The sequence below is a fragment of the Polycyclovorans algicola TG408 genome (assembly GCF_000711245.1).
Taxonomy (GTDB): Bacteria; Pseudomonadota; Gammaproteobacteria; order Nevskiales; family Nevskiaceae; genus Polycyclovorans; species Polycyclovorans algicola.
In genome coordinates, this window is the sequence record NZ_JOMH01000001.1 from 89,020 (window position 1) to 112,845 (window position 23,826).

General features: G+C 65.8%; 22 protein-coding genes. All 22 read right to left on the reverse strand.

The genetic code is table 11. From position 1 onward, the window contains the following. Nucleotides 1-68 precede the first annotated feature (68 nt). Nucleotides 69-929 carry a F0F1 ATP synthase subunit gamma gene (gene atpG, locus U741_RS0100345; protein ID WP_029888504.1) on the reverse strand — a complete coding sequence of 287 codons (861 nt, stop codon included), beginning with the start codon at nucleotides 927-929 and terminating at the stop codon, nucleotides 69-71. 47 nt (nucleotides 930-976) lie between these two features. Then, entirely contained in the window at nucleotides 977-2,518 is a 1,542-nt protein-coding gene (gene atpA, locus U741_RS0100350; protein WP_029888505.1) for a F0F1 ATP synthase subunit alpha, read from the reverse strand. Between the two features lie 72 nt (nucleotides 2,519-2,590). Continuing rightward, complete coding sequence (locus U741_RS0100355) at nucleotides 2,591-3,127, reverse strand: F0F1 ATP synthase subunit delta (protein ID WP_029888506.1); 537 nt, start codon at nucleotides 3,125-3,127, stop codon at nucleotides 2,591-2,593. 12 nt (nucleotides 3,128-3,139) lie between these two features. Then, the gene (locus U741_RS0100360; protein ID WP_029888507.1) at nucleotides 3,140-3,613 is read right to left on the reverse strand and encodes a F0F1 ATP synthase subunit B; all 474 of its coding nucleotides are present in this window, start codon (nucleotides 3,611-3,613) and stop codon (nucleotides 3,140-3,142) included. A gap of 53 nt (nucleotides 3,614-3,666) precedes the next feature. Next, on the reverse strand, nucleotides 3,667-3,933 hold the full coding sequence (gene atpE, locus U741_RS0100365; RefSeq protein ID WP_029888508.1) for a F0F1 ATP synthase subunit C: 267 nt from the start codon (nucleotides 3,931-3,933) through the stop codon (nucleotides 3,667-3,669). Between the two features lie 61 nt (nucleotides 3,934-3,994). Next, nucleotides 3,995-4,819: a F0F1 ATP synthase subunit A gene (gene atpB, locus U741_RS0100370; protein ID WP_029888509.1), complete on the reverse strand. Its 825-nt coding sequence runs from the start codon at nucleotides 4,817-4,819 to the stop codon at nucleotides 3,995-3,997. A 16-nt stretch (nucleotides 4,820-4,835) separates the two neighbouring features. After that, a complete protein-coding gene (locus U741_RS0100375; RefSeq protein ID WP_029888510.1) occupies nucleotides 4,836-5,180 on the reverse strand; it encodes an ATP synthase subunit I in 345 nt (114 codons plus the stop codon). 154 nt (nucleotides 5,181-5,334) lie between these two features. After that, nucleotides 5,335-6,189, reverse strand: a complete 855-nt coding sequence (locus U741_RS0100380) for a ParB/RepB/Spo0J family partition protein (RefSeq protein ID WP_029888511.1) — start codon at nucleotides 6,187-6,189, stop codon at nucleotides 5,335-5,337. Continuing rightward, the gene (locus tag U741_RS0100385) at nucleotides 6,186-6,983 is read right to left on the reverse strand and encodes a ParA family protein (protein WP_029888512.1); all 798 of its coding nucleotides are present in this window, start codon (nucleotides 6,981-6,983) and stop codon (nucleotides 6,186-6,188) included. The genes U741_RS0100380 and U741_RS0100385 overlap by 4 nt, the downstream gene beginning before the upstream one ends. Then, the gene (rsmG, locus tag U741_RS0100390; protein ID WP_029888513.1) at nucleotides 6,980-7,636 is read right to left on the reverse strand and encodes a 16S rRNA (guanine(527)-N(7))-methyltransferase RsmG; all 657 of its coding nucleotides are present in this window, start codon (nucleotides 7,634-7,636) and stop codon (nucleotides 6,980-6,982) included. Before rsmG ends, U741_RS0100385 begins: the two co-directional genes overlap by 4 nt. Beyond that, nucleotides 7,633-9,153, reverse strand: coding sequence for a helicase HerA-like domain-containing protein (locus tag U741_RS0100395; protein ID WP_029888514.1), 1,521 nt, complete (start codon nucleotides 9,151-9,153; stop codon nucleotides 7,633-7,635). Before U741_RS0100395 ends, rsmG begins: the two co-directional genes overlap by 4 nt. Nucleotides 9,154-9,178: 25 nt before the next feature. Next, nucleotides 9,179-9,523 carry an arsenate reductase (glutaredoxin) gene (arsC, locus tag U741_RS0100400; protein WP_029888515.1) on the reverse strand — a complete coding sequence of 115 codons (345 nt, stop codon included), beginning with the start codon at nucleotides 9,521-9,523 and terminating at the stop codon, nucleotides 9,179-9,181. A gap of 15 nt (nucleotides 9,524-9,538) precedes the next feature. After that, entirely contained in the window at nucleotides 9,539-11,272 is a 1,734-nt protein-coding gene (locus tag U741_RS0100405) for a potassium/proton antiporter (RefSeq protein WP_029888516.1), read from the reverse strand. A 68-nt stretch (nucleotides 11,273-11,340) separates the two neighbouring features. Next, nucleotides 11,341-12,564: an Nramp family divalent metal transporter gene (locus U741_RS0100410; RefSeq protein ID WP_200872650.1), complete on the reverse strand. Its 1,224-nt coding sequence runs from the start codon at nucleotides 12,562-12,564 to the stop codon at nucleotides 11,341-11,343. Next, nucleotides 12,561-13,793, reverse strand: coding sequence for a TIGR02679 family protein (locus U741_RS0100415; protein ID WP_029888518.1), 1,233 nt, complete (start codon nucleotides 13,791-13,793; stop codon nucleotides 12,561-12,563). The genes U741_RS0100410 and U741_RS0100415 overlap by 4 nt, the downstream gene beginning before the upstream one ends. After that, nucleotides 13,790-17,917 (reverse strand): TIGR02680 family protein, encoded by a 4,128-nt coding sequence (locus U741_RS0100420; protein ID WP_029888519.1) that lies wholly within the window; start codon nucleotides 17,915-17,917, stop codon nucleotides 13,790-13,792. The genes U741_RS0100415 and U741_RS0100420 overlap by 4 nt, the downstream gene beginning before the upstream one ends. Next, nucleotides 17,914-19,164 (reverse strand): TIGR02678 family protein, encoded by a 1,251-nt coding sequence (locus U741_RS0100425; RefSeq protein ID WP_029888520.1) that lies wholly within the window; start codon nucleotides 19,162-19,164, stop codon nucleotides 17,914-17,916. Before U741_RS0100425 ends, U741_RS0100420 begins: the two co-directional genes overlap by 4 nt. Then, nucleotides 19,164-20,663: a TIGR02677 family protein gene (locus U741_RS0100430; RefSeq protein ID WP_029888521.1), complete on the reverse strand. Its 1,500-nt coding sequence runs from the start codon at nucleotides 20,661-20,663 to the stop codon at nucleotides 19,164-19,166. The genes U741_RS0100425 and U741_RS0100430 overlap by 1 nt, the downstream gene beginning before the upstream one ends. Nucleotides 20,664-20,679: 16 nt before the next feature. Then, nucleotides 20,680-21,084 (reverse strand): type II toxin-antitoxin system VapC family toxin, encoded by a 405-nt coding sequence (locus tag U741_RS0100435; RefSeq protein ID WP_029888522.1) that lies wholly within the window; start codon nucleotides 21,082-21,084, stop codon nucleotides 20,680-20,682. After that, nucleotides 21,084-21,335 carry a type II toxin-antitoxin system Phd/YefM family antitoxin gene (locus U741_RS0100440; protein WP_029888523.1) on the reverse strand — a complete coding sequence of 84 codons (252 nt, stop codon included), beginning with the start codon at nucleotides 21,333-21,335 and terminating at the stop codon, nucleotides 21,084-21,086. Before U741_RS0100440 ends, U741_RS0100435 begins: the two co-directional genes overlap by 1 nt. A gap of 56 nt (nucleotides 21,336-21,391) precedes the next feature. After that, nucleotides 21,392-21,751, reverse strand: coding sequence for a hypothetical protein (locus U741_RS0100445; protein WP_029888524.1), 360 nt, complete (start codon nucleotides 21,749-21,751; stop codon nucleotides 21,392-21,394). A 31-nt stretch (nucleotides 21,752-21,782) separates the two neighbouring features. Continuing rightward, entirely contained in the window at nucleotides 21,783-23,672 is a 1,890-nt protein-coding gene (thiC, locus tag U741_RS0100450; protein ID WP_029888525.1) for a phosphomethylpyrimidine synthase ThiC, read from the reverse strand. Nucleotides 23,673-23,826 lie beyond the last annotated feature (154 nt).

Here is a 23,826-nt window from a genome sequence, read left to right on the forward strand (position 1 = left end):
AGGTCGGCCTTCAGGCCGACGTTCACGTCGGGCTGAAGCCCGACCTACACCTGTGTCAAATACGGCTGCTAATTGATGGCCGCGGCACCGCCGACAATCTCGGCGAGTTCCTTGGTGATGTTGGCTTGGCGCGCCTTGTTGTAGGCAAGCTGCAACCCGGAAATGATGTCGCCGGCGTTCTCGGTGGCCGACTTCATGGCCACCATGCGGGCCGCCATTTCACAGGCCACGTTTTCAATCACGGCGCCATAAATCTGCGACTCGATGTAACGGGTGATGACGCTGTCAATCAACGCCGCCGCGCTGGGCTCATAGAGATAGTCCCAATGATCCGGCAGGTCGTCGGTCACCGGCTGCACCGGCAGCAACACCTGCGAATGGGGCTTCTGCGTCATGGTGTTGACGAACTGGGTCGAGATCAGCTCGATACGGTCGACTTCGCCATCGCGATAGGCGTCGACCAGCACCTTGATCACGCCGGTCAAATCGTCGAGCTGCGGCTTGTCGCCAAGCTGCGTGGTCTGCGCGAGCACCTTGCCGCCAACGCGACGGAAGAACGACACCGCCTTGCCGCCGATGATCGCGAACTGCACTTCGGCGCCGTCGGAGCGCGCTTCAGACACCGACCGCATCACCGAGCGGAACAGGTTGATGTTGAGACCGCCGCACAGACCCCGGTCGGTGCTCACCACCAGATAGGCCACGCGTTTCACCGGCCGCGGCGTCAAGAACACATTGGGCTCGTCACGGCTTGCCGCCGCGAGGTGGCCCAGCGTCTTGCGAATCTGCGCCGCGTAGGGACGCGCCTGTGCCATGCGATCCTGCGCCCTGCGCATTTTCGACATGGCGACTTTTTCCATCGCGCGCGTGATCTTCTGCGTGTTCTTCACGCTGCTGATCTTGCCGCGGATTTCTTTTGCGCCTGCCACTGTTAGCTCCGGGGATTAGGGGGAAGGAAGCGAGTCACCATCATCATTTAGATGGATGACTGCTTGGCGTAGGCTTCCATCGCCGCTTTCAAGCCGGCTTCGATCTCGTCGTTCCAGTCGCCCTTGACATTGATCTTGTCGACCAAGGCCTGATGGCTGCTGGTGAGAAACTGATGCAGGCCGGCTTCCCAGGGCTGAATCTGTTCGACCGGCACCTTGTCCAGGTACCCTTTTTCCACGGCGTAAAGCGAAGCACCCATCAGCGCCACAGACAGCGGGGCGTACTGCTTCTGCTTCATCAGCTCGGTGACGCGTTGGCCGCGCTCCAGCTGCTTGCGGGTGGCTTCATCGAGATCCGAGGCGAACTGGGCGAAGGCCGCAAGTTCACGATACTGCGCCAGCGCCAGACGCACGCCGCCGCCGAGCTTCTTGACGATCTTGGTCTGCGCAGAACCACCGACGCGTGACACCGAGATGCCGGCGTTCATGGCGGGGCGAATACCGGCGTTGAACAGGTCGGTCTCAAGGAAAATCTGACCGTCGGTGATCGAGATCACGTTGGTCGGCACGAAGGCCGACACGTCACCGGCCTGGGTCTCGATGATGGGCAGCGCGGTCAATGAACCGGTCTTGCCCTTCACCTTGCCGTTGGTATGCTTCTCGACGTACTCGGCGTTGACGCGCGCGGCGCGTTCCAACAGACGGCTGTGGAGATAGAACACGTCGCCGGGATAGGCTTCGCGGCCCGGCGGACGCTTCAGCAGCAACGACACCTGACGGTAGGCCACGGCCTGCTTGGACAGATCGTCATAGATGATCAGTGCGTCTTCGCCGTTGTCACGGAAATATTCGCCCATCGAACAGCCCGAGTACGGGGCAATGAACTGCAGCGCGGGGGATTCCGAGGCGCTGGCGGCGACCACCGTGGTGTAGGCCATGGCGCCGTTTTCTTCGAGCTTGCGCACCACGCCGGCAATCGAGCTGTTCTTCTGGCCGATGGCCACGTAGATGCACTTAACGCCCGAGTGCTTCTGGTTGATGATGGTGTCGATCGCCATCGCGGTCTTGCCGGTCTGACGGTCACCGATGATCAGCTCACGCTGGCCACGACCGACGGGCACCATGGCGTCAATCGCCTTGTACCCGGTCTGCACCGGCTGATCGACTGACTTACGCCAGATCACGCCCGGGGCAACTTTTTCGATGGGGCTCACTTCGGTGGCGTCAATCGCGCCTTTGCCGTCGATGGGCTGACCCAGTGCATTGACCACGCGGCCGAGCAACTCGGGACCGACCGGCACTTCGAGGATGCGGCCGGTGGTTTTGACCGTGTCGCCTTCCTTCAGGTGCTTGTAATCACCCAGCACCACTGCGCCGACCGAGTCGCGCTCGAGGTTGAGGGCGAGGCCGAAAGTGTTGCCCGGAAACTCGAGCATTTCACCCTGCAGGGCATCTGAGAGACCGTGAATGCGGACGATACCGTCCTGCAAGGACACCACGGTGCCGGTGTTGCGCGCCTCGGAGGCCGATTCAAAATTCTGAATGCGGCTCTTGATGAGGTCGCTGATTTCTGAAGGATTCAGCTGCATGTTCGTCTCTATATCGTTGACGTCGTTGACCGGTCACCAAGACCGACCTGACTTAAAGGCGCGATGACCCGCTCACTGCCCAATCTGTTTCTGCAACCGCTGAAGCTCGCCGCGAATCGACCCGTCAATCACCAGATCTTCGGCGCGGATGACCGCGCCGCCAATCAGGCTCACATCGGTGGCCCAATCAATCTTGACCTCGCGACCGAGCCGCTTGGCAATCACCTCGGCAAACGACCCCTGCCGCTGCGCATCAACCGACTCTGCCGTGGTGATGCTCACCGACACCGTGCGCTCGGCTTCGGCGCGGAGCGCGTCGAACTGAAGCTTGATGTCGGGCAATGCGGACAGGCGCCCCTGTTCGGCCAGCACGGCCAAAAAGTTGCGGCCCTGCTCGCCCAGCCCGTCACCGAGTGCCGGCACCAGCGCATCGACCAGGGTTGCCGGCTCGACGCGGGGGTGCCCCAGTAGCGCGGCAACCGAATCATCGGCAACCACCTCGGCTAGCTGACCGAGGCCATCGGACCAGGCGGGCAACGTCGATTGTTCGCGCGCCAACTGGAACACCGCTTTGGCGTAGGGTCGGGCGATTTGACTCAATGAGCTCATCAGGGCCGATCCTTAAATGCGCGCGGCAAGGCGATCGAGAATCTCGGCATGCGCCTTGGCATCGACTTCGCGCTTGAGGATCTGCTCGGCACCCGAAACCGCGAGGTCTGCCACCTGCTTACGCAGTGCATCGCGTGCCTGGGCGGCCATCTGCTCCACCTCGGCGTGACCGCTGGCAATGATCCGCTGCTGCTCGGTGGTCGCATCGCCCTTGGCCTTTTCGACCAGTTGCGTGGCCTGCTTGTTGGCCGCGGCAATGATTTCCTGGGCCTGGACGCGGGCCGCCTTGAGCTCTTCATCCGACTTCGATGACGCCTCGGCGAGTGCCGCTTTGCCCTTCTCGGCGGCGGCCAGGCCGTCGCGGATCTTGGCTTCGCGCTCTTCCATCGCCTTCATGATCGGCGGCCAGACGTACTTCATCGTGAACATCACGAACAGTAGGAAGACGATCATTTGTCCGAGGACGGACGGAATGCTGATACCCATCGAAAACTCCGCTTAAACCAGGAATGCCTTGCGCGACGTGGGGCGAACCCCTCTTAGCCCTGAACGGCGGCGAGGAACGGGTTTGCGAACATCATCAGCAGGCCCATGGCCACACCGATAATCGCGACGGCGTCGAGCAGACCGGCGACGATGAACATCTTGGTCTGCAGGTTGTTGGCCAGTTCCGGCTGGCGGGCAACGCCTTCGAGCAGCTTGCCGCCCAACAGGCCGAAGCCGATGGCCGTACCAAGCGCTGCCAGACCGAAGATGAGACCAACCGTGATAGCCGTGTTGGCCTGAATCTGGGCAATGAGTTCCATCGAAGTGCTCCGTGTGTACTAAAAAGAAGTGAGGGGGTGAAGAAACTGCGTACTGACTTGCTTAGTGATGCTCGTGTGCCATGCCGAGGTACACGATGGTCAACGTCATGAAGATAAATGCCTGCAGGGTCACCACCAGAATGTGGAACACCGCCCAGCCAAACCCTGCCACGAGTTGTCCGAAGAACAGGCCCAGACTCATGAAGTTGAAGCCGGTCCATGCCATGCCCAGCAACGCGATCAGGATGAAGATCAGTTCACCGGCATAAAGGTTGCCGAACAGTCGCAGCGCCAGCGACAGCGGCTTGGCGAGCAGTTCAACGGTATTGATGATCAGGTTGGCGGGAATCAGCAATGGATTCTTGCCAAACGGGTGGGTCAAGTACTCCTTGGCGAAGCCGCCCACGCCCTTGCCCTTGATGCTGTAGATCAGAATCAGGAAGAACACCGAGATCGACAGCGCGAAAGTGGCGCTCATGTCGGCCGAGGGCACGACACGCATGTACTCAAGACCGACGAGCTGACCCAGAATCGGGAACAGGTCAACCGGGATCAAGTCCATGACGTTCCACAGGAACACCCAGACGAAAATGGTGAGCGCCATGGGCGCAACAAAGCCCCGGTTGCCGTGGAAGCTGCCCTTCACTGAATCATCGACAAAGCCGACCAGCACTTCGACGAATGACTGCAGCTTGCCGGGGACGCCGCTGGTGGCGCGAACGGCGACGATACGGAACACCGTGAGCATCAACAAGCCGAGCACCGTTGAGAAAAACAGCGTGTCGAGGTGCCAGGTCTCAAAACGAATGAAACCCTGCTCGCTGCCGGCCTTGAGGTGCTCAAGGTGGTGCGTGACATACCCTGCAGCCGTGTTGTCTCCCGCCATAACGTGAACTCGCCCGTCAGTTCCAAAGTAGTGCCAGCTTGTAAAAGCTGACCCCAATCGCGAATGCGAGGATCAGTGGCAATGCATATGCCGCCAGTCCTTTCAAGGCCAGTGCGAAAAGCACGACGGCCAACAACCATTTTTTTTGCTGCGCCCGCACGAATTGACGCGCGATCGTGTGAGGATCAGTCGCGGGACGAGAAAATGTCTGCACCCCTGCGTAGAGCGTCAATGTTGCGGCGATGGCGCCACCCACCAGGGCGGCCAAACCATGCATGTTGTCTATAGCGAACCACCATCCCAAACCAAGGATGATTGCGCTCGCGGCTTGCAGTGCGGCCAGTCGAAGGACCACTTTCATGGGCTTCTCCGTTTGTGTGCACTGCAGCAAGCGCGGCGAATTGTAGCGGCACGATCACTGATTCGCAACGCTAATTTTCGGTTCAGGGGCGCAAAGCCCCCTGTGAGGGGCGTTTCCGCAGGCGCAATTGATGTCGGCCGTGTGAAAGCCCGCCTCAACTCTCAAACAGGCCAAGCAGGCGTCGCAACTCGGCTGAATCCTGATAGCTGATCAGCAATTTGCCCTGCCCTTTCAGGCCGGGCTGAATACGCACCGGCAAGCCAAAGGCACTGCTCAGGCGTTGCTCCAGCTCGGGCTCGGCACGCGCCGGCGCGCGCGGCGCGGGCTTGGGCCGCGCCGACTCACGCAACAGCACTTCGGTCTGGCGCACGGTGAGTTCACGGTGGATGGCGTGATGCGCCAGCTCGGCCTGCCGCTCGGGCGGCGCGCCCAGCAACACCTTGGCGTGACCGAGGCTCAGACGCCCCTCGCGCACGGCGTTCTGCACCACCGGGTCCAGCTCGGCCAGGCGCAGCAGGTTGCTGACCTGGGTGCGCGAGCGGCCCACCGCCTGCGCGCATTGCTCGTGGGTGAGCCCACATTCGTCGATAAGCTTGCGCAGCGCGGTCGATTCTTCCAGCGGGTTCAGGTCGGCGCGTTGAATGTTTTCGACCAGCGCAACCGCCATGGCCTCGCGCTCGTCCATCTCGCGGACGATGGCAGGCACGACCTTGAGGCCGACCAGCTGCGCGGCACGGAAGCGCCGTTCACCGGCCACGATCTCGAAACGGCCGCCGGACACCGGGCGAACAATCAACGGCTGAACGATACCGCGCGCGCGAATCGAGTCGGCCAGCTCGGCCAGACCCGCCTCATCAAAATGCTTGCGCGGCTGGTGCGCACCCGGCTGCAACTGCGCGACCGGCAGGTCGGCCAAGCCGCTATCGCCTTCCGCGGCCACGCCCAGCGCCGAGACGTCGGACAACAATGATCCCAATCCGCGCCCAAGACCGCGCTTTTTCTGACTCATGCTGCATCCTTCCGATGACGCGCCGCACGGGGATCGTGGCGCCGCAAAACTTCGCCCGCCAGCGCCAGGTAGGCGCGCGCGCCGGTGGACTGCGCGTCGTACAGCATCACCGGCAAGCCATGACTCGGCGCTTCGGCCAGACGCACGTTGCGCGGCACGATGGTGCGGTAGACCTTGTCGCCGAAGTGGCTTTCAAGTTGCGCCGAGACGTCGTTCGACAGGTTGTTGCGCGGGTCAAACATGGTGCGCAACAGGCCTTCGATTTCAAGATTGGGATTGATGACGCGCTTGATTTTGCCGACCGTGTCCATCAGCGCACTCAACCCTTCCAGCGCGTAATACTCGCACTGCATGGGGATCAGCACGCCATCGGCGGCGACCAGCGCGTTGACGGTGAGCTTGGACAGCGCCGGCGGGCAGTCGAGCAGCACGTAGTCGTAGTCGTCGGCCACATCGGCCAGCGCGGACTTGAGTGCGAAGTCGCCGGCCGGTACGTCGCGCAGCTTGATCTCCGCCTCGGTCATGTCGGCATTGCCCGGCAGCAGCGACATCAGCGAACGCGGCACCGGCACGATGACGTCGCGAATGTTGGCGTGCTCCAGCAACACGTCGCGCGCGGTGCGTTCCAGCGCGTTCTTGTCGACGCCGACACCCATGGTGGCGTTGCCCTGCGCGTCCAGGTCGACCAGCAACACGCGGCGCTTGGTGGCGGCCAGTGAGGCGGCAAGATTGATTGACGTGGTGGTTTTCCCCACCCCGCCCTTCTGGTTGGCAACCGCGATGACGTAGCTCATGTTGGGACGGCGAGTATCAGATGACGCGCCTCGTCGAGACCGGGCACCTGCACGCGCATGGACTCCCTGATGTGGATGCTCGCGGGCACGTCGGCCAGCTCGCGGTCGGCTAGTTTGCCCTTCATCGCCGCCCATTGACCACCAGGGGCCAGCAAGGCTGCGGTGCTGGCGAAGAAATCGGCCAGTGCGGCGAAGGCGCGGCTGGTGATCAGGGTGTACGGCGCCGATGGCTGCCAGGCATCAACGCGGGCCTCGGCGACGGTCACGTTGCCCAGCTTCAGGGTCCGCACCGCGTGGCGCAGAAAGCGCGCCTTCTTGCCGTTGCTGTCGAGCACGGTGACGTCCAGCGCCGGATAGAGCACGGCCAGCACCAGACCCGGCAGACCCGCGCCGCTGCCGACATCCAGCAGCCGGGCGCCGGGCGCCGACAGCGCCGGATGCAGCGGCGGCACGATGGCCAGCGCATCGAGCAGGTGCCGGCTCACCATGCCGTCGCGGTCGCGCACCGCCGTCAGGTTGTAAGCCGCATTCCACTTTTCCAGCTCGTCGAGATACTGCCGCAGTTGCAGCAGGGCCTCGTCCGGCAAGCCCAGCGACAGGCGCGCCAGACCGGCGATCATCAACGCATGGCAGCGGTCGCGTTCGCCGCTCATCGTTTCAACAACGAGCCGAGCAGGCCGCGCAGCAATTGCCGCCCGACCTCGCGGCCCACGGCACTGCCGGCGCTGCGCACCGCCGACTGCATGGCCTTTTCGGTCATCGACTGCGGCGCCGCACGGGTCTGACGTCGGGCGGCCGGCTTGACCATGCCGCCACCGGCCCCGTCCGGGGTCTGGGCCGACCATGTCTGGGCACGCCCCGCAGCGGCCTCGTCTTCGGCGGCCCTGGCTTCGGCCTCGGCAGCGCGCCGCGCCAGAATTTCGTAGGCCGACTCGCGATCCACCAGGGCTTCATAGCGACCGGACACCGGGCTGCGCTGGATGACCGCCTGACGCTCTTCGGCGGTCAGCGGCCCCATGCGGCTGCGCGGCGGCGCCACCATGGTGCGTTCCACCGGGCTGGGAATGCCCTTGTCCTGCAAGGTTGAGACCAGTGCCTCGCCGACACCCATTTCGGTGATGGCCGCTTCCACGTCCAGGCCCGGGTTTTCGCGGAAGGTCTGGGCGGCCGCGCGGACCGCCTTCTGGTCGCGCGGGGTGAACGCCCGCAAGCCATGCTGCACGCGATTGCCCAACTGGCCGAGCACGGTTTCGGGCAGGTCCAGCGGGTTCTGAGTGACGAAGTACACGGCCACCCCTTTGGAGCGAATCAGCCGCACGACCTGTTCGACCTTGTCAACCAAGGCCCTGGGTGCGTCCTTGAACAGCAAGTGCGCTTCATCGAAGAAGAAAACCAGCCGCGGCTTGTCGAGGTCACCGACTTCCGGCAGGGATTCAAACAGCTCCGAGAGCAGGAACAACAGGAAGGTCGCGTACAGGCGCGGCCGCTGAAACAGCACGTCGGCCGCCAGCACGTTGATGATGCCGCGCCCCGAAAGGTCGGTGCGCATCAGGTCGGCCAACTCCAGCGCCGGCTCGCCGAACAGTGCCTCGCCGCCCTCCTGCGTCAATTGCAGCAGCGCGCGCTGAATGGCCGACACCGAGGCCGTGCTGACCAACCCGTACTGCGCGCCGATGGCTTTGGCGTTCTCGGCCACATGGCGGAGCAGCGAGGTCAAATCCTTCATGTCCAGCAGCGCCAGGCCGTTGTCATCGGCAAACTGGAACGCCACTGCCAGCGCACCGGCCTGCGCGTCGCTCAGCGACAACAGGCGCGCCAGCAACAACGGCCCCATCTCGGACACCGTGGTGCGACTTGGGTGCCCGCTCTTGCCGAAGATGTCCCAAAACACCACCGGTTGGGCGGCGGGTGCATAACCGGTCACGCCGACCTTGGCAGCGCGCTCGGCGAGCTTTGGATTGTCGGCACCGGCGGCCGCCAGGCCGGACAGATCACCCTTCACGTCGGCGCAAAACACCGGCACGCCAAGCGCCGAGAACCCTTCAGCGAGCACCTGCAAGGTGACGGTCTTGCCGGTGCCGGTCGCGCCCGCGACCAAGCCGTGGCGGTTGGCGTAGCGGGCCAGCAGGGTCTGGGCGGTGTCGCCTTTGCCAATCAATAGAGACGTCATGTGCGGCTCGCAAATAGTTCGGTGCTTACAGCAGGGACAGGACGGCATCCGGTGGTCGGCCAATTACCGCACGCTTGCCCACCACCAGAATGGGCCGCTCGATCAGCGCAGGGTGGGCGGCCAGCAGCGCCAGCCATTCGTCACGAGACCGCACATCGTCGGCCGCAAGCCCGAGCTGGCGGGCCGCGTCGTCCTTAAATCGCACCAGTGCCGAAGGCGCCATTTTCAGGGCCTTGCAGATGTTGTCGAGGGTAGACGCATCGGGCGGCGTCTCAAGGTAACGAATCACTTCGGGGGCCAGGCCGCGTTCTTCCAGCAAGGCCAGCGCCTGGCGCGACTTCGAGCAACGGGGGTTGTGATAGAGCTTCATGGCGGCATTCTGGCACTAGGCTCGTGGCAAGGCAGCGTCGTGGGCCGGCATCAGCCCGACGGTGGCGATGCGCTGGTCGACCATCTCGCAGACCCGCAGCGCCGTGCCGTGTTGCACCCAGCGGGCGTCAACAGAGACCGCGTCTGCCAAGTGTTGGCGCAGCAGTTGATCGAGCGTGAGCGTGTCGTCCGCCCCCAGTTCGATGCCATAGCAAACGCGCAAGTCTTCGACCCGCGTGGTGCCTTTGACGCGCAACTCGGCGGGCGGCAGCCGCATCACCGAGACCTCGTCAGAGGACGACATGAAGACCCGGTCGACCAGCAGGCGCGTCTCGGGTCGCAACACCACGAACAGATGATCGCCTGCCTCAAGCGCGGTCGAACCGCGCGGCGGAATGACCCTAGTTTCGCGGGTGATCATCGCCACCACCGCGCCCACCGGCAATGCCATCTGCGACAACCGTCGCCCAGCCGCGCGCGAGGTTTCGCCCAGCGTGTACTGCACGATGTCGGCATCGACGTCGCCCAGCGCGGTGATCTCCAGCGTGGCGGGCGGCGTCAGCGGCGCCGGTTCAGCCAGGCCCAGTTTTCGGGCGACGATGGGCAAGGTCGAACCCTGCACGGTCGCCGAAATCAGCACCACGAAGAACACCACATTGAAGATCAGCGGCGCGCCGGACATGCCGAAGATCAGCGGAAAGATCGCCAGAATAATCGGCACCGAGCCGCGCAGACCCACCCACGACACCAGGGTGATCTCGCGGGCATTGAAGCCGAACGGCAGCAAGGTGGGCACCACCGCCAGCGGACGGGCGATGAAGATCAGCACCGCCGCAATGATCAGCCCTTCAAGCCAGATGTCGAGCAGGGCCGGCGGGTGCACCAACAGGCCCAACACCAGAAACATGGTGATCTGCCCCAGCCACGCCAGGCCGTCATGGAACAAAAAGGTGCTGCGCTGAAAGACGAAACGGCTGTTGCCGACGAAGACACCGGCAATGAAGATCGCCAGAAAGCCGCTGCCGCCGAGATTCGCGGCAATACCAAACGCCAGCAATCCACAGGCCGCGACCAGCACCGGGTAAAGGCCTGAGGCCACCAGCTGAATGCGGTTGATGAGACGCACCGAAAGCCAACCCACACCCAGACCCACGGCCGCACCAACGCCCATCTGCATGACAAAAAGCTGGAGCAGACCGAGACCGAACGGCAGATCGTTCATCAGCACTTCGAGCAGGCCAACGGTCAGGAAAATTGCCATCGGGTCGTTCGAAGCGCTCTCGATCTCCAGCGTCGACTTGAGCCGCGGCTGGATGTGAATTCCTGCATTTCGCAGCAGCGAAAACACCGCCGCCGCATCGGTGGAGCCGACAATGGCGCCGACCAGCAGACCTTCCAGTGGCGACAGATCGAGGATCCACATCGCCGCCATACCGGCAATCACTGCCGTAACCAGCACCCCCCAGGTGGCAAGCACCGCCGCTGGCTTCCAGACCGCCTTGACCGACGTGATCGGCGTCTGCAGGCCGCCGTCGTAAAGAATGATCGCCAGCGCCAAAGTGCCCAGGGCGTGCGCGGCGTCGGCGTTATTGAAAATGATGCCGCCAATACCGCTGTCACCGGCGAGCATGCCAATGACGAGAAACAGCACCAACACCGGCAGGCCCATGCGGGCCGACAACTTGCTGGAGATGATCCCAACCAGAATCAGCACGGCCGCGAGCAGAATGATCTTGTCAATCAGAAACACGGTGCGCCGCCTTGGGGGTCAGCCGCCAGTGTAGCCAAGGTCTGCGTGGGTCCTGGGTGATGAACCGCTCAGCCGGCGGAAATACCCATCAGCATCAGCCCGAGAAAGAGGACCAGCGTACCGATCAGCAACGTCGTGGTGATCACGCCATTGGCCTGTGCGCCGACCCACGCGCGCCGCGCGTTCATCACCAACAGCGCCAACGCCAACACCGGAATGAACAGCGCACCGATCAGCGCGTAGAGCTTTTGCATCTGCTCGAACTGGAATGCCAACCCAAGCATCGGCACCAACCCCAACGCCAGCAGATAGCCACGATAGGGTCGGCTGCGTTCCAGGTCGGCTACGGCGACCTCACTCAAGCCCAGCACCCGGCAGACATCGGCAAACAGATACGGCACCGCCTGCCACACGCCCAGCAGGCTGGAGAACAGCGCCGCCCAGGCGCCGACCAGAAAAGAGGCCCGCGCACCGGGGCCCAGCGCGTCTTTCAAGGCGTTGCCGAGATCAACAATCAGCGTTGCGCCGCCGCCACTGACGGGCACGCGGCTGCCAATCACCACCATCGCCATGCCGAACAGCGCCGTCAGGGCATAGGCCACACCCAGATCGATGCGCGTGCTGCGCAAGGCTTGCGGCGTCTCGCGTCCGGCAGCGCGCATCCAGTAGCCGTAACACAGCACCGTGAGCGTGCCGCCGACACCGCCCATCAGCGCCAGCGTCCAGCCCAATGCCCCGGGCTGATCGGGAATCTGCGGCCACAGGCCAGCCGCGACCTCGGGTGCCCCCGGCCACAACCGCACGGCCGTCACCAGCACCACCACAAACATCAGCGCGATGCTGACCTGCATCACCGCCTTGAACAGTCGGAAGCCGCCCACCCAAACCAGGCCAATGCCGACCACGGCATGGGCGATGCCCCAGATTCGACGGCCCAGCGCATCCGCACCCAGCGGCAGCAGCGCCTGCGCCGCCACCCCGCAGGCGCTGATCAGGGCAGCGCCGACGAAGTAGCTCCACAGCAGCAGATAGGGCAAAAACAGCCAAAGCCAGCCCTTGCCGAGGCGCGCCGCAACCCCTTCCAGAAAGGTCGTCCCGGTGGCCAGCTGCCAGCGTGCAAGGCCCTCGTTCAAACCAAACTTGAGCAGCGCGCCCAGCACCACCGCCCACAAAACGGCAGTGCCCAGATGCCCGCCGGCAAACGCCGCCGTGGCCAGATCGCCCGCGCCCACCCCGGTGGCCGCAAGCAACATGCCGGGGCCGAACAACAGCAGGGCAGATGAGGGCTTCATGTGTTTCCACGGCTCGCCAAATCGTTGATCAGCCCCTCAACCACCGCTTCCTCATCGAGCGCAAACCCGACGGCCTGCATCTTCGGCGCGAGGTGCGCATCCCACGATGCCGCAGCAACGTGATCATCCAGCGCCCGGCCAGACGTTGCCGCGTAGTCCTGCGCCGCAAACCGCCACGGTTCGGCACCGAAGCTGCGCATCACAAAATTACCGATGCGCAGGCCGGGCCAGTCGAAATCGCCGTGATAGCGCAACTGCGCGCCGCTGGCGGCGAGTTGCGCCAGCAGGGTGCGCTGCGCGGCGGCGGGCATGCCGTCGGTACAGACCAGCGGCGCCGAGACCGCGCCCAAGCGTTGCGCGGCAATCGCCACGATGGCCGGATTTTCGCAGACGAACACGGGCTGACCCTTGACTCGCCACTGCGGCGGCGCGCGCAGCAGGCTGCGCAGGCTCAGGTGCAGCGGTTCGCCTGCCTGCCGGGCCGCCGTCAGCCACTGGCCACAGACGGTGTCGGGCGCCGCGTCCAGGTTCAGGCACAACACCGGCGCCGCCAGTTCGTTGACCGCCACACCCTGGCGCGCCCAGCGGCTGCGCAGCCGCTCATCCTTTTCGTCACCCGACGGTGACTTCATGCCGTCATGGCCGCTTGCCTCGGCGGCGCGCAGCACCAGGGCGGCAAGCCTGCCGCCGGGATCGAGGGCGTGGGCATCGCCAACGCTGGCGGCGGCCAACTCAGCCAGCGGAATGCCGTGGGCCGGCAGCCGCGTCAAAACCTGGGCTGCGCTGGCCAACAGGTCACCGGCTGCTTCTGGCGTGCCGGCGAGTCGCTTGACCAAGCCCTGCCCCGCCGCAGTGTCGAGCACCGATCGCAGGCGCGCGTCGGTGACGCTTGCAAAAACGTCTTGCCACGCCTGCGTGCGCCGCTGCCGATCGGCGTGGGTGTGTATTGGCCCGTCCAGCGCCACCAGCGCGGCGTGCAGATCGGCGGCCAGACCGGCACGCGCCAGCGCCGCGTCGAGTTCAGCGTGGCTGAGCCGCAACGACGCGGCCTGCGTGCTGGCCCGCCCCAGCAAGCCTTCCAGCGCGCGGCGCTCGGTCGAGGTCAAGCCGGTTAGGGTGAAGGCCTCGGCGGGCGCGGCGCGGCCAAGCCTCGCGCGCAATCGCTGCCGCAAGCCTGCGAGCCCTGCGCCGCCCAGCAGGCGCTGCAAGCGCGCAAGGTCGTGGGTCACGGCGGCGTTACCTCGGGGAAGCGCCGTGCCGGGTCACTCTCCGGACGCCGCTCGCGGCCGTCCCAGTGCCAGCGCGACACGAACACGGCATCGGCCCCCTCGCGGCGCACCAGTTGGCTGATGGCCACGCCGGGCAGCTCGGCATAGCAGGCCCATTCACGCTCGCTGGTCATCACGAAATCAAGGTCGAACTCACGAATCAGCGCCATGCAGTGACGGCGCGCATCGTCGTCGATACCGGCGAAGGCCTCGTCGAGCAACACCAGCCTGGGCGCCCACTCATGGGCGCTTTGATAAAAACTGCTGGCAGCGGCGAACAACGGCACGGTCAGCCCCAGCGCCTTTTCGCCACTGGACGCCGGGCCGCTCAGTGGCCGCCAGTCCACGTCATCACGCGAGCGCTTGCGCTGCACGGCGAAGCGATGCCAGCGCCGGTAGTCCAGCGCCTGAGTGAGCACGTCGAGTTGCACGGCTTGGTCGTCACGCGCCCGTTCGGCCTCGATGCGACGCCCCAGAAACGCGCCCACCACCTGCCGGTCCTCGGCCGACCAGGCCTCGCTGCGGGTGCGCAGCAAACGCTGGCGCGCTTCGGCGAGGCCGGTCGGGGCCTCGTCGTTGTCGGCGGCCAGCCACGCCAGACGAAAGCGCACGCCGGTGGAGGTGGGGCGACGCTCCAACTCTTTGTTGATGTCGCCAAGGCGGTGCTCGGTGTCCTGAATCAGCCGCTGTAGTTCGGAGGCGATTTCCTGCTGCAAGTGGTTTTCAAGAATCTCGCGTTCGTTGGCCGAGAGTTGCCGGCGGCGCTCTTCGCGCTCGGCATCGAGCTGCGCGCGCAGGCGGTCGGGGCGCTCCGGGCGCTGGCGATAGACGATGTGCACCTGCATGCAGTCGTCGGTGAATTCCATCACCGCCTCATGACCCTGCGCCGACATCGCGCCCTGCAGCTCGGTGAGGTGGTGTCCGATGTTCTTCTGCACCTGCTGCCAGTCGCCGTCGTCTGCCGCCACCTCGGTCAGCGCCTGCTCGACGCGGCGCGCCAGACTGCGTGCGGCGTCCACGCCCCAGACACTGTCCAGCGGTGGCAATTCAACCTCCGGCAACGCCTGCCGCAACAGACCGGCGGCGCTGAAGGCTTGCAGCACACCGATGGCAAGGCGGCGGTCTTCGCTGCGCTCTTCGAGTCGAAGTCGGGCGCCGCTTTCCTTTTCTGTTGCGGCCGACAAACGGCCACCTGCTTCGATCTGCACTTTGACGGTGTCATCGCGCTGGTTGCGATGCTGATCCAGCGCGTTGCGGGCCGCGCCCAACTTGGCTTGCAGGGCTTCGACACGCTCACCCACCGTGTCACGCAGGGTTTCATAGCGGGTCCGGGCCTGCTGGGCGGTGCGGGTCTGCTGCTGGCACTCGGCCTCGGCGCGCCGCAGTGCTTCTTCGGCGTGCTGCTGGCGCTGCGACTGCGCAGTGAGGTCCAGGCCATCACGACGATGTTCGCGCAGGGTTGCGGCCAGCAGCGCTGCGCCTTGGCGATAGTCGTGCACCTGCTGTGCCAGCGTGTCGAGCGCAGCCGCGTCGGTCGGCAATCCAAGATCAGCGGCGTCGAGGTCCAGCGCGTCGCAGGCGCGCTGCACCGCCGTGGTGGCGGCAGCCAGCCGCGCCTCGGCCTCGGCCAGACGCGCCTGCGCCACCCGCCGCTGCCGCTCGGCCTCGGCAAACGCGGCCTGGGCGCGCAGCAGCGCCGCGTCGCCGGGCGCGGTGTCCCGCTCATAGCCTATGGACGCGCGCGTACGCGCCGCCTCATCCTGCTCTGCCGTCAGTTCGGCAGCCAGCGCGGTCAGTTCGGCCTGCCGCTGCGCGATCTCGGCAAGCCGCTGCTGGCGCGCCGCTTCGCGTGCGGCGTGACCGATGAACTCGGCCTGCGGCTTCAACCACGCACCCTGTACCGGACCGACACGGAATCGGCCGAGCGGCGACACCCAGGCCTCAGCCTGTGCGGCGTCGTCATCGCCGGCATGGATGCTGTCGAGCAGATCGGTGACGGTCTGCGCCGACACCGCAGCGGCTGCGCCCTGCGCCGGAATGCTGGTCCGCAGATAGCGCCGCACGCTGTCCCCAGCCACCGGCGCGCGCGCCACCAGCATCAGGTCGTGGGTCGCAGGGTTGAGCACCTCACCGGCGGGCGTGACCCAGGCATCGAGCAGACCGCTGGCTTGCAACGCGGCCTCCAGACCGGCGCGCTGATCGGCCGGCGTGTCCTCGGTGAAATCGACCAACTGCCACAACGGCGCGCCGGGGCGATCAAGACGACTGTCGGGCGCCCGCGTCGGCGGCGGTGGCGGCACGCGATCATCGCCGCGCGCTAGGGCCTCGTGTTCGCCGCGCAGCCGTGTCTGTTCGTCGGCCACGGTGCGCTGTTGCTGGCGCAGGTCGGCTTCGGTTTGCGCCAGTGCCTGCTCGCGCGTGCGCGCGGCTTGCTCCAGCGCCGCCCGCAGCGGGTTGCTGCCTTCGCCGCTGTCGATCCAGTCTTCAAGTGCGTCACGCGCGGCCTCGGCATCACCCAGCGACAGCGTGCGCAACCCGGCGAGGTGGGACTGCCACGCGTCCAGCAGGGCGCTGCCGGCCTGGCGCTGTTCGCGCTGGCGGGTTTCGACGGTTGCGGTTGCATCATCAAAGGTGTCGGCCTTGGCGCTGCGGTCATCGGCGGCGCGCTCCTGCTCGCGCTGGACCCGCGCGCGTTCTGCCAGCCGCTTGCGCAGCAGCGCGATCTGCCGCAGCCGCGCCTGCGCCGCATCGTCGGTGGTACGTCGTAGTTGCTCGGGCAGCTCGGCCGCCACCGCGACGGCGCCCTCGGGCAGGGCAACATCACCCAGGGCCCGCGCGTGAGCGCTGGCCAACCCGGTGACCTCGGCCAGTTGCGCGGTCGCATCCAGTTCGGCGACCAGTCGTTTACGCGATGCCGCAGCCTGGCGCTGACTCTCGCCGGTCTGCGCCGCCTCGCGCGCCTGCCGCGCCCGGCTGTCATCGACGCGGCGGTCGGCATCGGCCTGCCCCTGGCGGGCCCTCTCGGCCTCGTCTTTGGCCTCGTCCAGCCGTTTGGCGTCGCGGTGGGCGGGGTCTTCTGCCAGCGCCTGCACGCGCGCTTCGTCTTCAATGATCTGCTGCTTGAGTTGCTGATCGAGCGCGGCAAGCCGATGCACCTCGGCCTCGGCCGCCTGCCGTTCGGCGGCGACTTCGTTGACTTCGCGGCTGGCGTCGTCGAAGCGCGTCTGGGCGCGCCGCATGTCCGCTGCGCGGCGGCGTGCCGCAACCTGGGCATAGTGGCGATAGCGCTTCTCGAAACCGGCGACGGCCTTGTGCATGGCCTCAAGTTCGTCGAGTTCACGCTTCAGGTCTTCGAGCCGGTTGAACGATTCGGCAACGTCTTCCAGCAGGCCGCGATCCAGCGGCGGCAACGCTTCGCTGAGCGCGTTTGACAGCCGCTTTTCGTCGGGCTGCTTGGACAACTGCGGTTGACGCAACTGGATCAACGTGTCGATCAAGGCGGCGTAGCGCGCCTCGCCGAGATGAAACAGTCGTTCATCGACCGCGCGCCGGTAATGTTGGGCGCTGTCAAAAACCTGGCCACTGCCGCCGATGGCCGCTTCGAGACGGTCACGCGACAGCGCCGTGCGCTCGGGCGTGGTCAGCCACAGGGTGTCCCCGATGCGCTGGTGGGTCAGGAAATACCAGGGTTCCACCGCCTTGCCGGCCACCGCGCGCAGGCCGCAGCCCAGGGTCAGGTAGTGCGCGGCGCCGTGCTCGTCGCGGCGGCCAAACTCCACCCAGGTGTAACCGGTACGGCGCTCGCCGGCGCCACCGCCCATGAGCAGGTTCCATTCCATGCGCTTGCTGCGGTCACCATCGGGTTCGATGCGCTCGGAACGCAAGCTGGCGTCGAACAGAAACGGCAGGGTCAGCGACAACACCTTGGATTTGCCGGTGCCGTTGTTGCCGCGCAGCAGCAGATGGCCGTCGCGGAACCAGAATTCTTCGGCGTCGTAGTAGAACAACTCCACCAGCCCGCAGCGCAGCGGCTGCCAGCGCGGCAATTGCGGCTCGGGCAGGGTTGGCCGTCTGAGTTCGCTCACAGCAACGCCGCCTGTCGCGGATGTTCGGCGTCACCGCGCTGCTGCGGGGCGTCGAAGGCATAGCGCAGCAGCGCGGGCCGGGCAATGAAACCCGCCCCCTGTCGTCGCAATAGCTTGAGCGCCACCAGGCGATTGACGGCCTGCTCGGCCAACGGGCTTTCGGCCCCCGGCTCGCGCGCGGTCTTGCTCCAGTAGCGCCCGTACTGATCGGCGGCGTCGCGCACGAAGGCGGCCAGCTCCACCAACATGTGCACGCGGCCAGGCGATGCGCGATCGGCCGCAGCGAGATACTCGGCCAGCAGCAGGGTGACGTGGGCATCGGTGCCGACGGCGGGCATGCGTTCGTCGGTCAACTCTGAATCGGGATCAACGAGTGCCAGCCCCTCGGCGCGCAGTTCGGCCACCAGACCGAGGGCGTCGGCCAGCCGGGCGGCCATGGGGCCACGCTGGCTGGCGAGGTAATCGCGCTCGGTGGGGCTCAGTTCATCGTGATAGACCACCGGATCATCCAGCAGGCAACGCGCAACCCGGTGGCGTGCGGCGTCGCGCCGACCTTGTTCGCTGTCGGGCGCAAAGTCTTCAACCAGGGCGCTCAGCCGCCCTTCAAAGTCAAGCTGCGGCTGGGTCGTCGCCAGCCAACTGGCGCCGCGACTGCCGCCCGGCAACGCGGCCAACACGCGGCGATGCACGTCATAGAGGACATCGGCATCGCGGCCGCGCTCGACAAAGCGCCCCTCGTCACCCGCCACCAGACCGAGCACGCCGAGTTGCATCAGATACCGGCACACGTGCACCAGATCACGCCGCTCGCGTACCGCCTCCAAGGTGAAGGAAAAGCCCAGGGCGACGAGTTCATCGTCGGCCGCCGCTTCGATCAGCCGTTCGCCCAAAATCTGCAAGGTGATCTGCGGCTCGGCGCGCTCCAGCACCGCGCAGACCAGACACAACAGCACGTAACGTTCGCGCGCCAGAGCGCCGTCAAACCCGGCGGCGCCACGGGTGGCGTCATCCAGCGATCCGGGGCGCTTGTAGAGCCGCGCACATTCGCGCTCGACCAACAGCGTCCAGCCGGTTTCGCGCGCCAGCCATTCACGCAGCGCACCGACGTGGCGCCGAACATGAACGTAATCGGGGTCACTGGCGGGCAGCAGCGGACGCATCAACAGCGCCCGCAGGGCCTGCTCCTGTTCGGCGGCCTGCTGACGGGCCAGGACATCGGTGACCCGGTCGCGAGAGGCGCCTGCCATCAGGAGACCGCCATCACTTCGATGAGGTGATCACGGCCCGCAAACCGCCCCAGCTCGGTTTCGATGACCGCCTGCGTGCCATCGACCAGCGGCGTGAGGCGTACCCGCAGCAGGCCGTCGGCGCTGCTGCGTTCCACCGGCTGATCAGGCTGTTGCTGCGCCGACAGGGCTTCTCCCAGCAGGTTGAGAAACAGGCGGAACGCCGCCGCATCCAGCACCCCAAGCTGCGACAGCCGCGTGTAGCCCGCCGCCGTGAGCCGCTCGCGTGCCCGCGTCAGTTGCGCGTTCTGTTCGGCCATCTGGGCTGCCAACAAGGCCCGTGCCTGGCTGCGGTCGCGGATCAACGTCGGGCCGCCGCGCGTCGGCAGCCGGGCCTGCTCACGCAGCCGCGGCTGAATGGTCAGCGGCGGCGCGGCGCCCCACGGTGTGCTAGCCGGGACATCATCGACAACGGCCAGCGCCAGATGCCGCGCCGGCGACAGGCCAAAGGCGGCACGCCACAGGCGATGCGCGTCGCCGGCATGGGGGGTCTGCGCAAACCAGACCGCCAGCCGCCGAAAGTCGGCACTGCGGTCACTGCGCCCGGCGCGCCGCTCGTTGAGCGCCGACACTGCCGAGAGCAGCCGCGGAATCGCAGAGCGCGCCGCTGCGCGCAGCAGCTCCGCCTGGGCGGGCAGGCGTCCGTCCGATAGAAACCAGAGGCGAATGCCCTGCCAGCGCTCAACCCAGGCGGTGCGTTTGAGCGCCCGCGAGGCTTGGCGATCGGCGTCATCGCCCGGCGCAGCGTCACCGGCCTCGCGCGCCGCTGCCAGGTCCAGCAGACCGTCAATCGACGGTTGCAGGGCATCCAGCGCGGCGGCAATGCGCCCGGCACGCTCAACCAGCTCGCGGATGAAGCGCTCCAGATAATCGATGAGCCGGGTCTTGAAGCCCATAACGGCGTCCAGCTCGGCGCGTTGCAGTTCCAGGGTGCGTGACAGGTCGGCCATGAACACTTCGGCATGCCGCGCCAGACCTTCGAACACGTGCACCAGATCGCGCAGCGCCTCGTGCACCTTGGGCGCGTCGGGTGCGGCCTGATCGGCAAGCAGCCGCAGCGTGGTCAGCCGCGCCAGGATGTCGTCGAGCGCCACGGTTTGCAGCTCGCCCCGGCGCGCCAGTGCCGTCACATAAGCCGCCAGACCGGCTTCCACCGCCTCGCCGCCGGGGGTGAGCCGATACAACAATCGGCGCCGGTAAAAGTCCTCCAGCGTGGCGACTCTTGCGGTGTCGGCCTGGGCACGCAGATTGCCCCAGGCGACCAGTTGATCCAGCGCCTGTGCCAGCGCCTCGGCAGACGGTGGCGCGCCCGGCCAGCGCGCCTCACGCAGTAAATCGTCCGGCCGCAGATGTAGCCGAAAGGCCCGTTTAGCGGCAGAAAAACCGTCGAGCACGGCGCGGTACAGCGCTGCGTTGTCAGCCGAGACGTGACGAAACAGGTCGGCGTCGCGCAATTTCATCAATCGCCGTGCCGCTTCACAAGCGGGCCACGCCGACCTTTGCGGCAGCGGCCGCGAGGGCCTCATCCAGCGTTGCCAGCGGAATCCGGCGGCGCAGGGCCAGCTCCAGATAACTGGCGTCGTAGACGGTGAGCTGGTGGCGCTGCGCCAAGGCCAGCGTGTCACCCAGGCTGCGGTCGATGGACGAGGGCTCGATCTCGATCGTGCGCGACCGCAACGATCGACGCGCAACCTCCAGCGTGATGTCGTCCGCGCGCCCTTTGCGCAGCGCCACCCACAGGGCATTCGCAACCTCGGTCGGCCACAGCGCGGGCACCACGAAATCAACCCTGGCGAGCGCCTGAGGCAGAGCCGGTGGCGGTCGTTCGTCTGGCAGTGTGCAGGCGATAAAGGCGCTGCAATCGACCACGGCAACCGCCACTAGCGACGCCCTTCCTTGATCCAATCCAGAATTTCTGTGGTGGTCGTCACCTTGCCTTCGGCGCGCAGACGCTCCCGATTCGCCATGAGCGTATCCCAAGCCTCCTGGGCGGCCTTGGGGTCAACGCGACCGCTCGGTCCCAACTCCGCCACCGGCTTGCCTCGCCGGGTGATGGTGATGCGCTCGCCCCGCGAGGCCCGCTCGATCAGGCTGGAAAAGTGGGTCTTGGCTTCATAGGCGCCGATTTCCATGACGCGCTCCAACAGGTCGGATAGACGACCAGTTTAGCGCCCTGCCGAATGAGTTGTCAGAGCTGGATGCGCCCGCCCCCGCCCTGCCCGGGCACCACAATGGAGCTGGCCTGCTCGCGGCGCATACGCTCCATCTCCTGAACCATCTCTTGCAGCGCCTTCTGCGCGGCGGCGGGGAAGGCCTCGACAGCTGCCTCAAGGCTGTCGGCCTCAATGCCAAAGTGCAGCGGCAAGGCACCGCCCTGGGTCATCAAAGACGCCTGCCCCTCGTAAATCGTCGGGCGCGACGGATCGTCGGTGCCATCAAGGGTCACCGGCACCAGTCGCCGCAAAACGCCGGTACGGCGGTCGGTAAAGGATTCTTCGCGGTGCATTTGGGTGACATCGAGACGGATATCGGGCAGTTCTGGGTTCATGATCAAAGTTGCTCAAGAGTTGGAAGGGGAATCATGACGGCCGATAAAGCTCGGCGCCGGTCTGTTTGAACTCGGCGGCCTTGTCGGCCATGCCTTGCGCCAGCGCGGCCTGCTCGTCGGCGCCGATCTTGGCGGCGTAGTCGCGCACGTCCTGGGTGATTTTCATGCTGCAGAAGTGCGGGCCGCACATGGAGCAGAAGTGCGCCACCTTGGCGCCTTCCTGCGGCAGGGTCTGGTCGTGGAAGTCGCGGGCCTTTTCCGGGTCGAGGCCGAGGTTGAACTGGTCTTCCCAGCGAAACTCGAAGCGCGCCTTGGACAGCGCGTTGTCGCGCACCTGCGCGCCCGGCAAGCCCTTGGCCAGATCGGCGGCGTGGGCGGCCAGCTTGTAGGTGATGATGCCCTCGCGCACGTCGTGCTTGTCGGGCAGGCCCAGGTGTTCCTTGGGCGTCACGTAGCAGAGCATGGCGGTGCCGTACCAGCCAATGGTGGCGGCGCCGATGCCGCTGGTGATGTGGTCGTAGCCGGGCGCGATGTCGGTGGTCAGCGGCCCCAGGGTGTAGAACGGCGCCTCGAAGCAGTGCTTCAACTGCTCGTCCATGTTCTCTTTGATGAGCTGCATCGGCACGTGGCCGGGGCCTTCGATCATGACCTGCACGTCGTGCTTCCAGGCGATCTGCGTGAGTTCGCCCAAGGTCTTCAACTCGCCCATCTGCGCGTCGTCGTTGGCGTCGGCAATGCAACCAGGACGCAGGCCATCGCCGAGGCTGAAAGACACGTCGTAGGCCTTCATGATGTCGCAGATGTCTTCGAAGTGTTCGTACAGAAACGACTCCTTGTGGTGCGCCAGACACCACTTCGCCATGATGCTGCCGCCGCGCGAAACGATGCCGGTGAGGCGGTCGGCGGTCCACGGGATGTAGCGCAGCAGCACGCCGGCGTGGATGGTGAAGTAGTCCACGCCCTGCTCGGCCTGCTCGATCAGGGTGTCGCGGAACAGCTCCCAGGTCAGGTCTTCAGCCTTGCCGTTGACCTTCTCCAGTGCCTGATAGATGGGCACGGTGCCGATGGGCACGGGCGAGTTACGCAAAATCCACTCGCGGGTTTCGTGAATGTGTTTGCCGGTGGACAGGTCCATCACCGTGTCGCCGCCCCAGCGCGTGGACCACACCATTTTCTCGACTTCTTCGGCAATCGAACTGCTCACCGCCGAGTTGCCGATGTTGGCGTTGATCTTCACGCGGAAGTTGCGGCCGATGATCATCGGCTCCAGCTCCGGATGGTTGATGTTGGCGGGAATGATGGCGCGGCCGCTGGCGACCTCGCCGCGCACGAACTCGGCCGTCACCACTTCCGGCAGATTGGCACCGAAAGACTGACCTTTGTGCATGCGCCGCAGATACCCGGCCTGCTGGTAGCTGTCACGCAACTCCTGCAGGCGCGCGTTCTCACGGATGGCGATGAACTCCATCTCCGGTGTGATGATGCCCTGGCGGGCGTAGTGCATCTGCGACACGTTGGCGCCCGCTTTGGCCTTGCGTGGCGCACGAATATGGTCGAAGCGCAGCGACTCGGTTTTCTCGTCGGCGGCGCGGATGCGGCCGAAGATCGAACTGGGCCCGCGCAGTTGCTCGGTATCGCCGCGCGCTGCTATCCACTCGGCGCGCAGGGCGGGCAGGCCCTTGAGCAGGTCGATCTGTACGTCGGGATCGGTGTACGGACCGGAGGTGTCGTACACCGTGACCGGCGCGTTGGGCGTCAGACCGGCTTCACTGCGCGTGGCGCTGAGGCTGATCTCGCGCATCGGCACGCGCAGGCCGTTGGGGCCATCCACATAAATCTTGCGGCTGGCGGGAAAGGCTTGGCACACCTCGTCCGACAACTGCACGGCACGACTGTGTATGGGATCGATGACGGCGCTCATGAGACTCCTCAGTGACCACGAGAGTTGGCGCAGGGCGCAATGCGCCCCTGTCAGCCTTCCCTCGCCGATCAATTAAATTGGCCAGGTTCCAAGGGTGTGATCTCAGCCCCGATCCGATTGGATCGCGGGCACCCCCGGCTAGGCCGTCACGATA

Coding starts and splice junctions, on each gene's coding strand:
- atpA (WP_029888505.1), bottom strand. CDS start 2,518: ATGCAGCTGAATCCTTCAGAAATCAGCGACCTCATCAAGAGCCGCATT.
- U741_RS0100355 (WP_029888506.1), bottom strand. CDS start 3,127: ATGAGCTCATTGAGTCAAATCGCCCGACCCTACGCCAAAGCGGTGTTC.
- U741_RS0100360 (WP_029888507.1), bottom strand. CDS start 3,613: ATGGGTATCAGCATTCCGTCCGTCCTCGGACAAATGATCGTCTTCCTA.
- atpE (WP_029888508.1), bottom strand. CDS start 3,933: ATGGAACTCATTGCCCAGATTCAGGCCAACACGGCTATCACGGTTGGT.
- atpB (WP_029888509.1), bottom strand. CDS start 4,819: ATGGCGGGAGACAACACGGCTGCAGGGTATGTCACGCACCACCTTGAG.
- U741_RS0100375 (WP_029888510.1), bottom strand. CDS start 5,180: ATGAAAGTGGTCCTTCGACTGGCCGCACTGCAAGCCGCGAGCGCAATC.
- U741_RS0100380 (WP_029888511.1), bottom strand. CDS start 6,189: ATGAGTCAGAAAAAGCGCGGTCTTGGGCGCGGATTGGGATCATTGTTG.
- U741_RS0100385 (WP_029888512.1), bottom strand. CDS start 6,983: ATGAGCTACGTCATCGCGGTTGCCAACCAGAAGGGCGGGGTGGGGAAA.
- rsmG (WP_029888513.1), bottom strand. CDS start 7,636: ATGAGCGGCGAACGCGACCGCTGCCATGCGTTGATGATCGCCGGTCTG.
- U741_RS0100395 (WP_029888514.1), bottom strand. CDS start 9,153: ATGACGTCTCTATTGATTGGCAAAGGCGACACCGCCCAGACCCTGCTG.
- arsC (WP_029888515.1), bottom strand. CDS start 9,523: ATGAAGCTCTATCACAACCCCCGTTGCTCGAAGTCGCGCCAGGCGCTG.
- U741_RS0100410 (WP_200872650.1), bottom strand. CDS start 12,564: ATGAAGCCCTCATCTGCCCTGCTGTTGTTCGGCCCCGGCATGTTGCTT.
- U741_RS0100425 (WP_029888520.1), bottom strand. CDS start 19,164: ATGGCAGGCGCCTCTCGCGACCGGGTCACCGATGTCCTGGCCCGTCAG.
- U741_RS0100430 (WP_029888521.1), bottom strand. CDS start 20,663: ATGAAATTGCGCGACGCCGACCTGTTTCGTCACGTCTCGGCTGACAAC.
- U741_RS0100440 (WP_029888523.1), bottom strand. CDS start 21,335: ATGGAAATCGGCGCCTATGAAGCCAAGACCCACTTTTCCAGCCTGATC.
- U741_RS0100445 (WP_029888524.1), bottom strand. CDS start 21,751: ATGAACCCAGAACTGCCCGATATCCGTCTCGATGTCACCCAAATGCAC.
- thiC (WP_029888525.1), bottom strand. CDS start 23,672: ATGAGCGCCGTCATCGATCCCATACACAGTCGTGCCGTGCAGTTGTCG.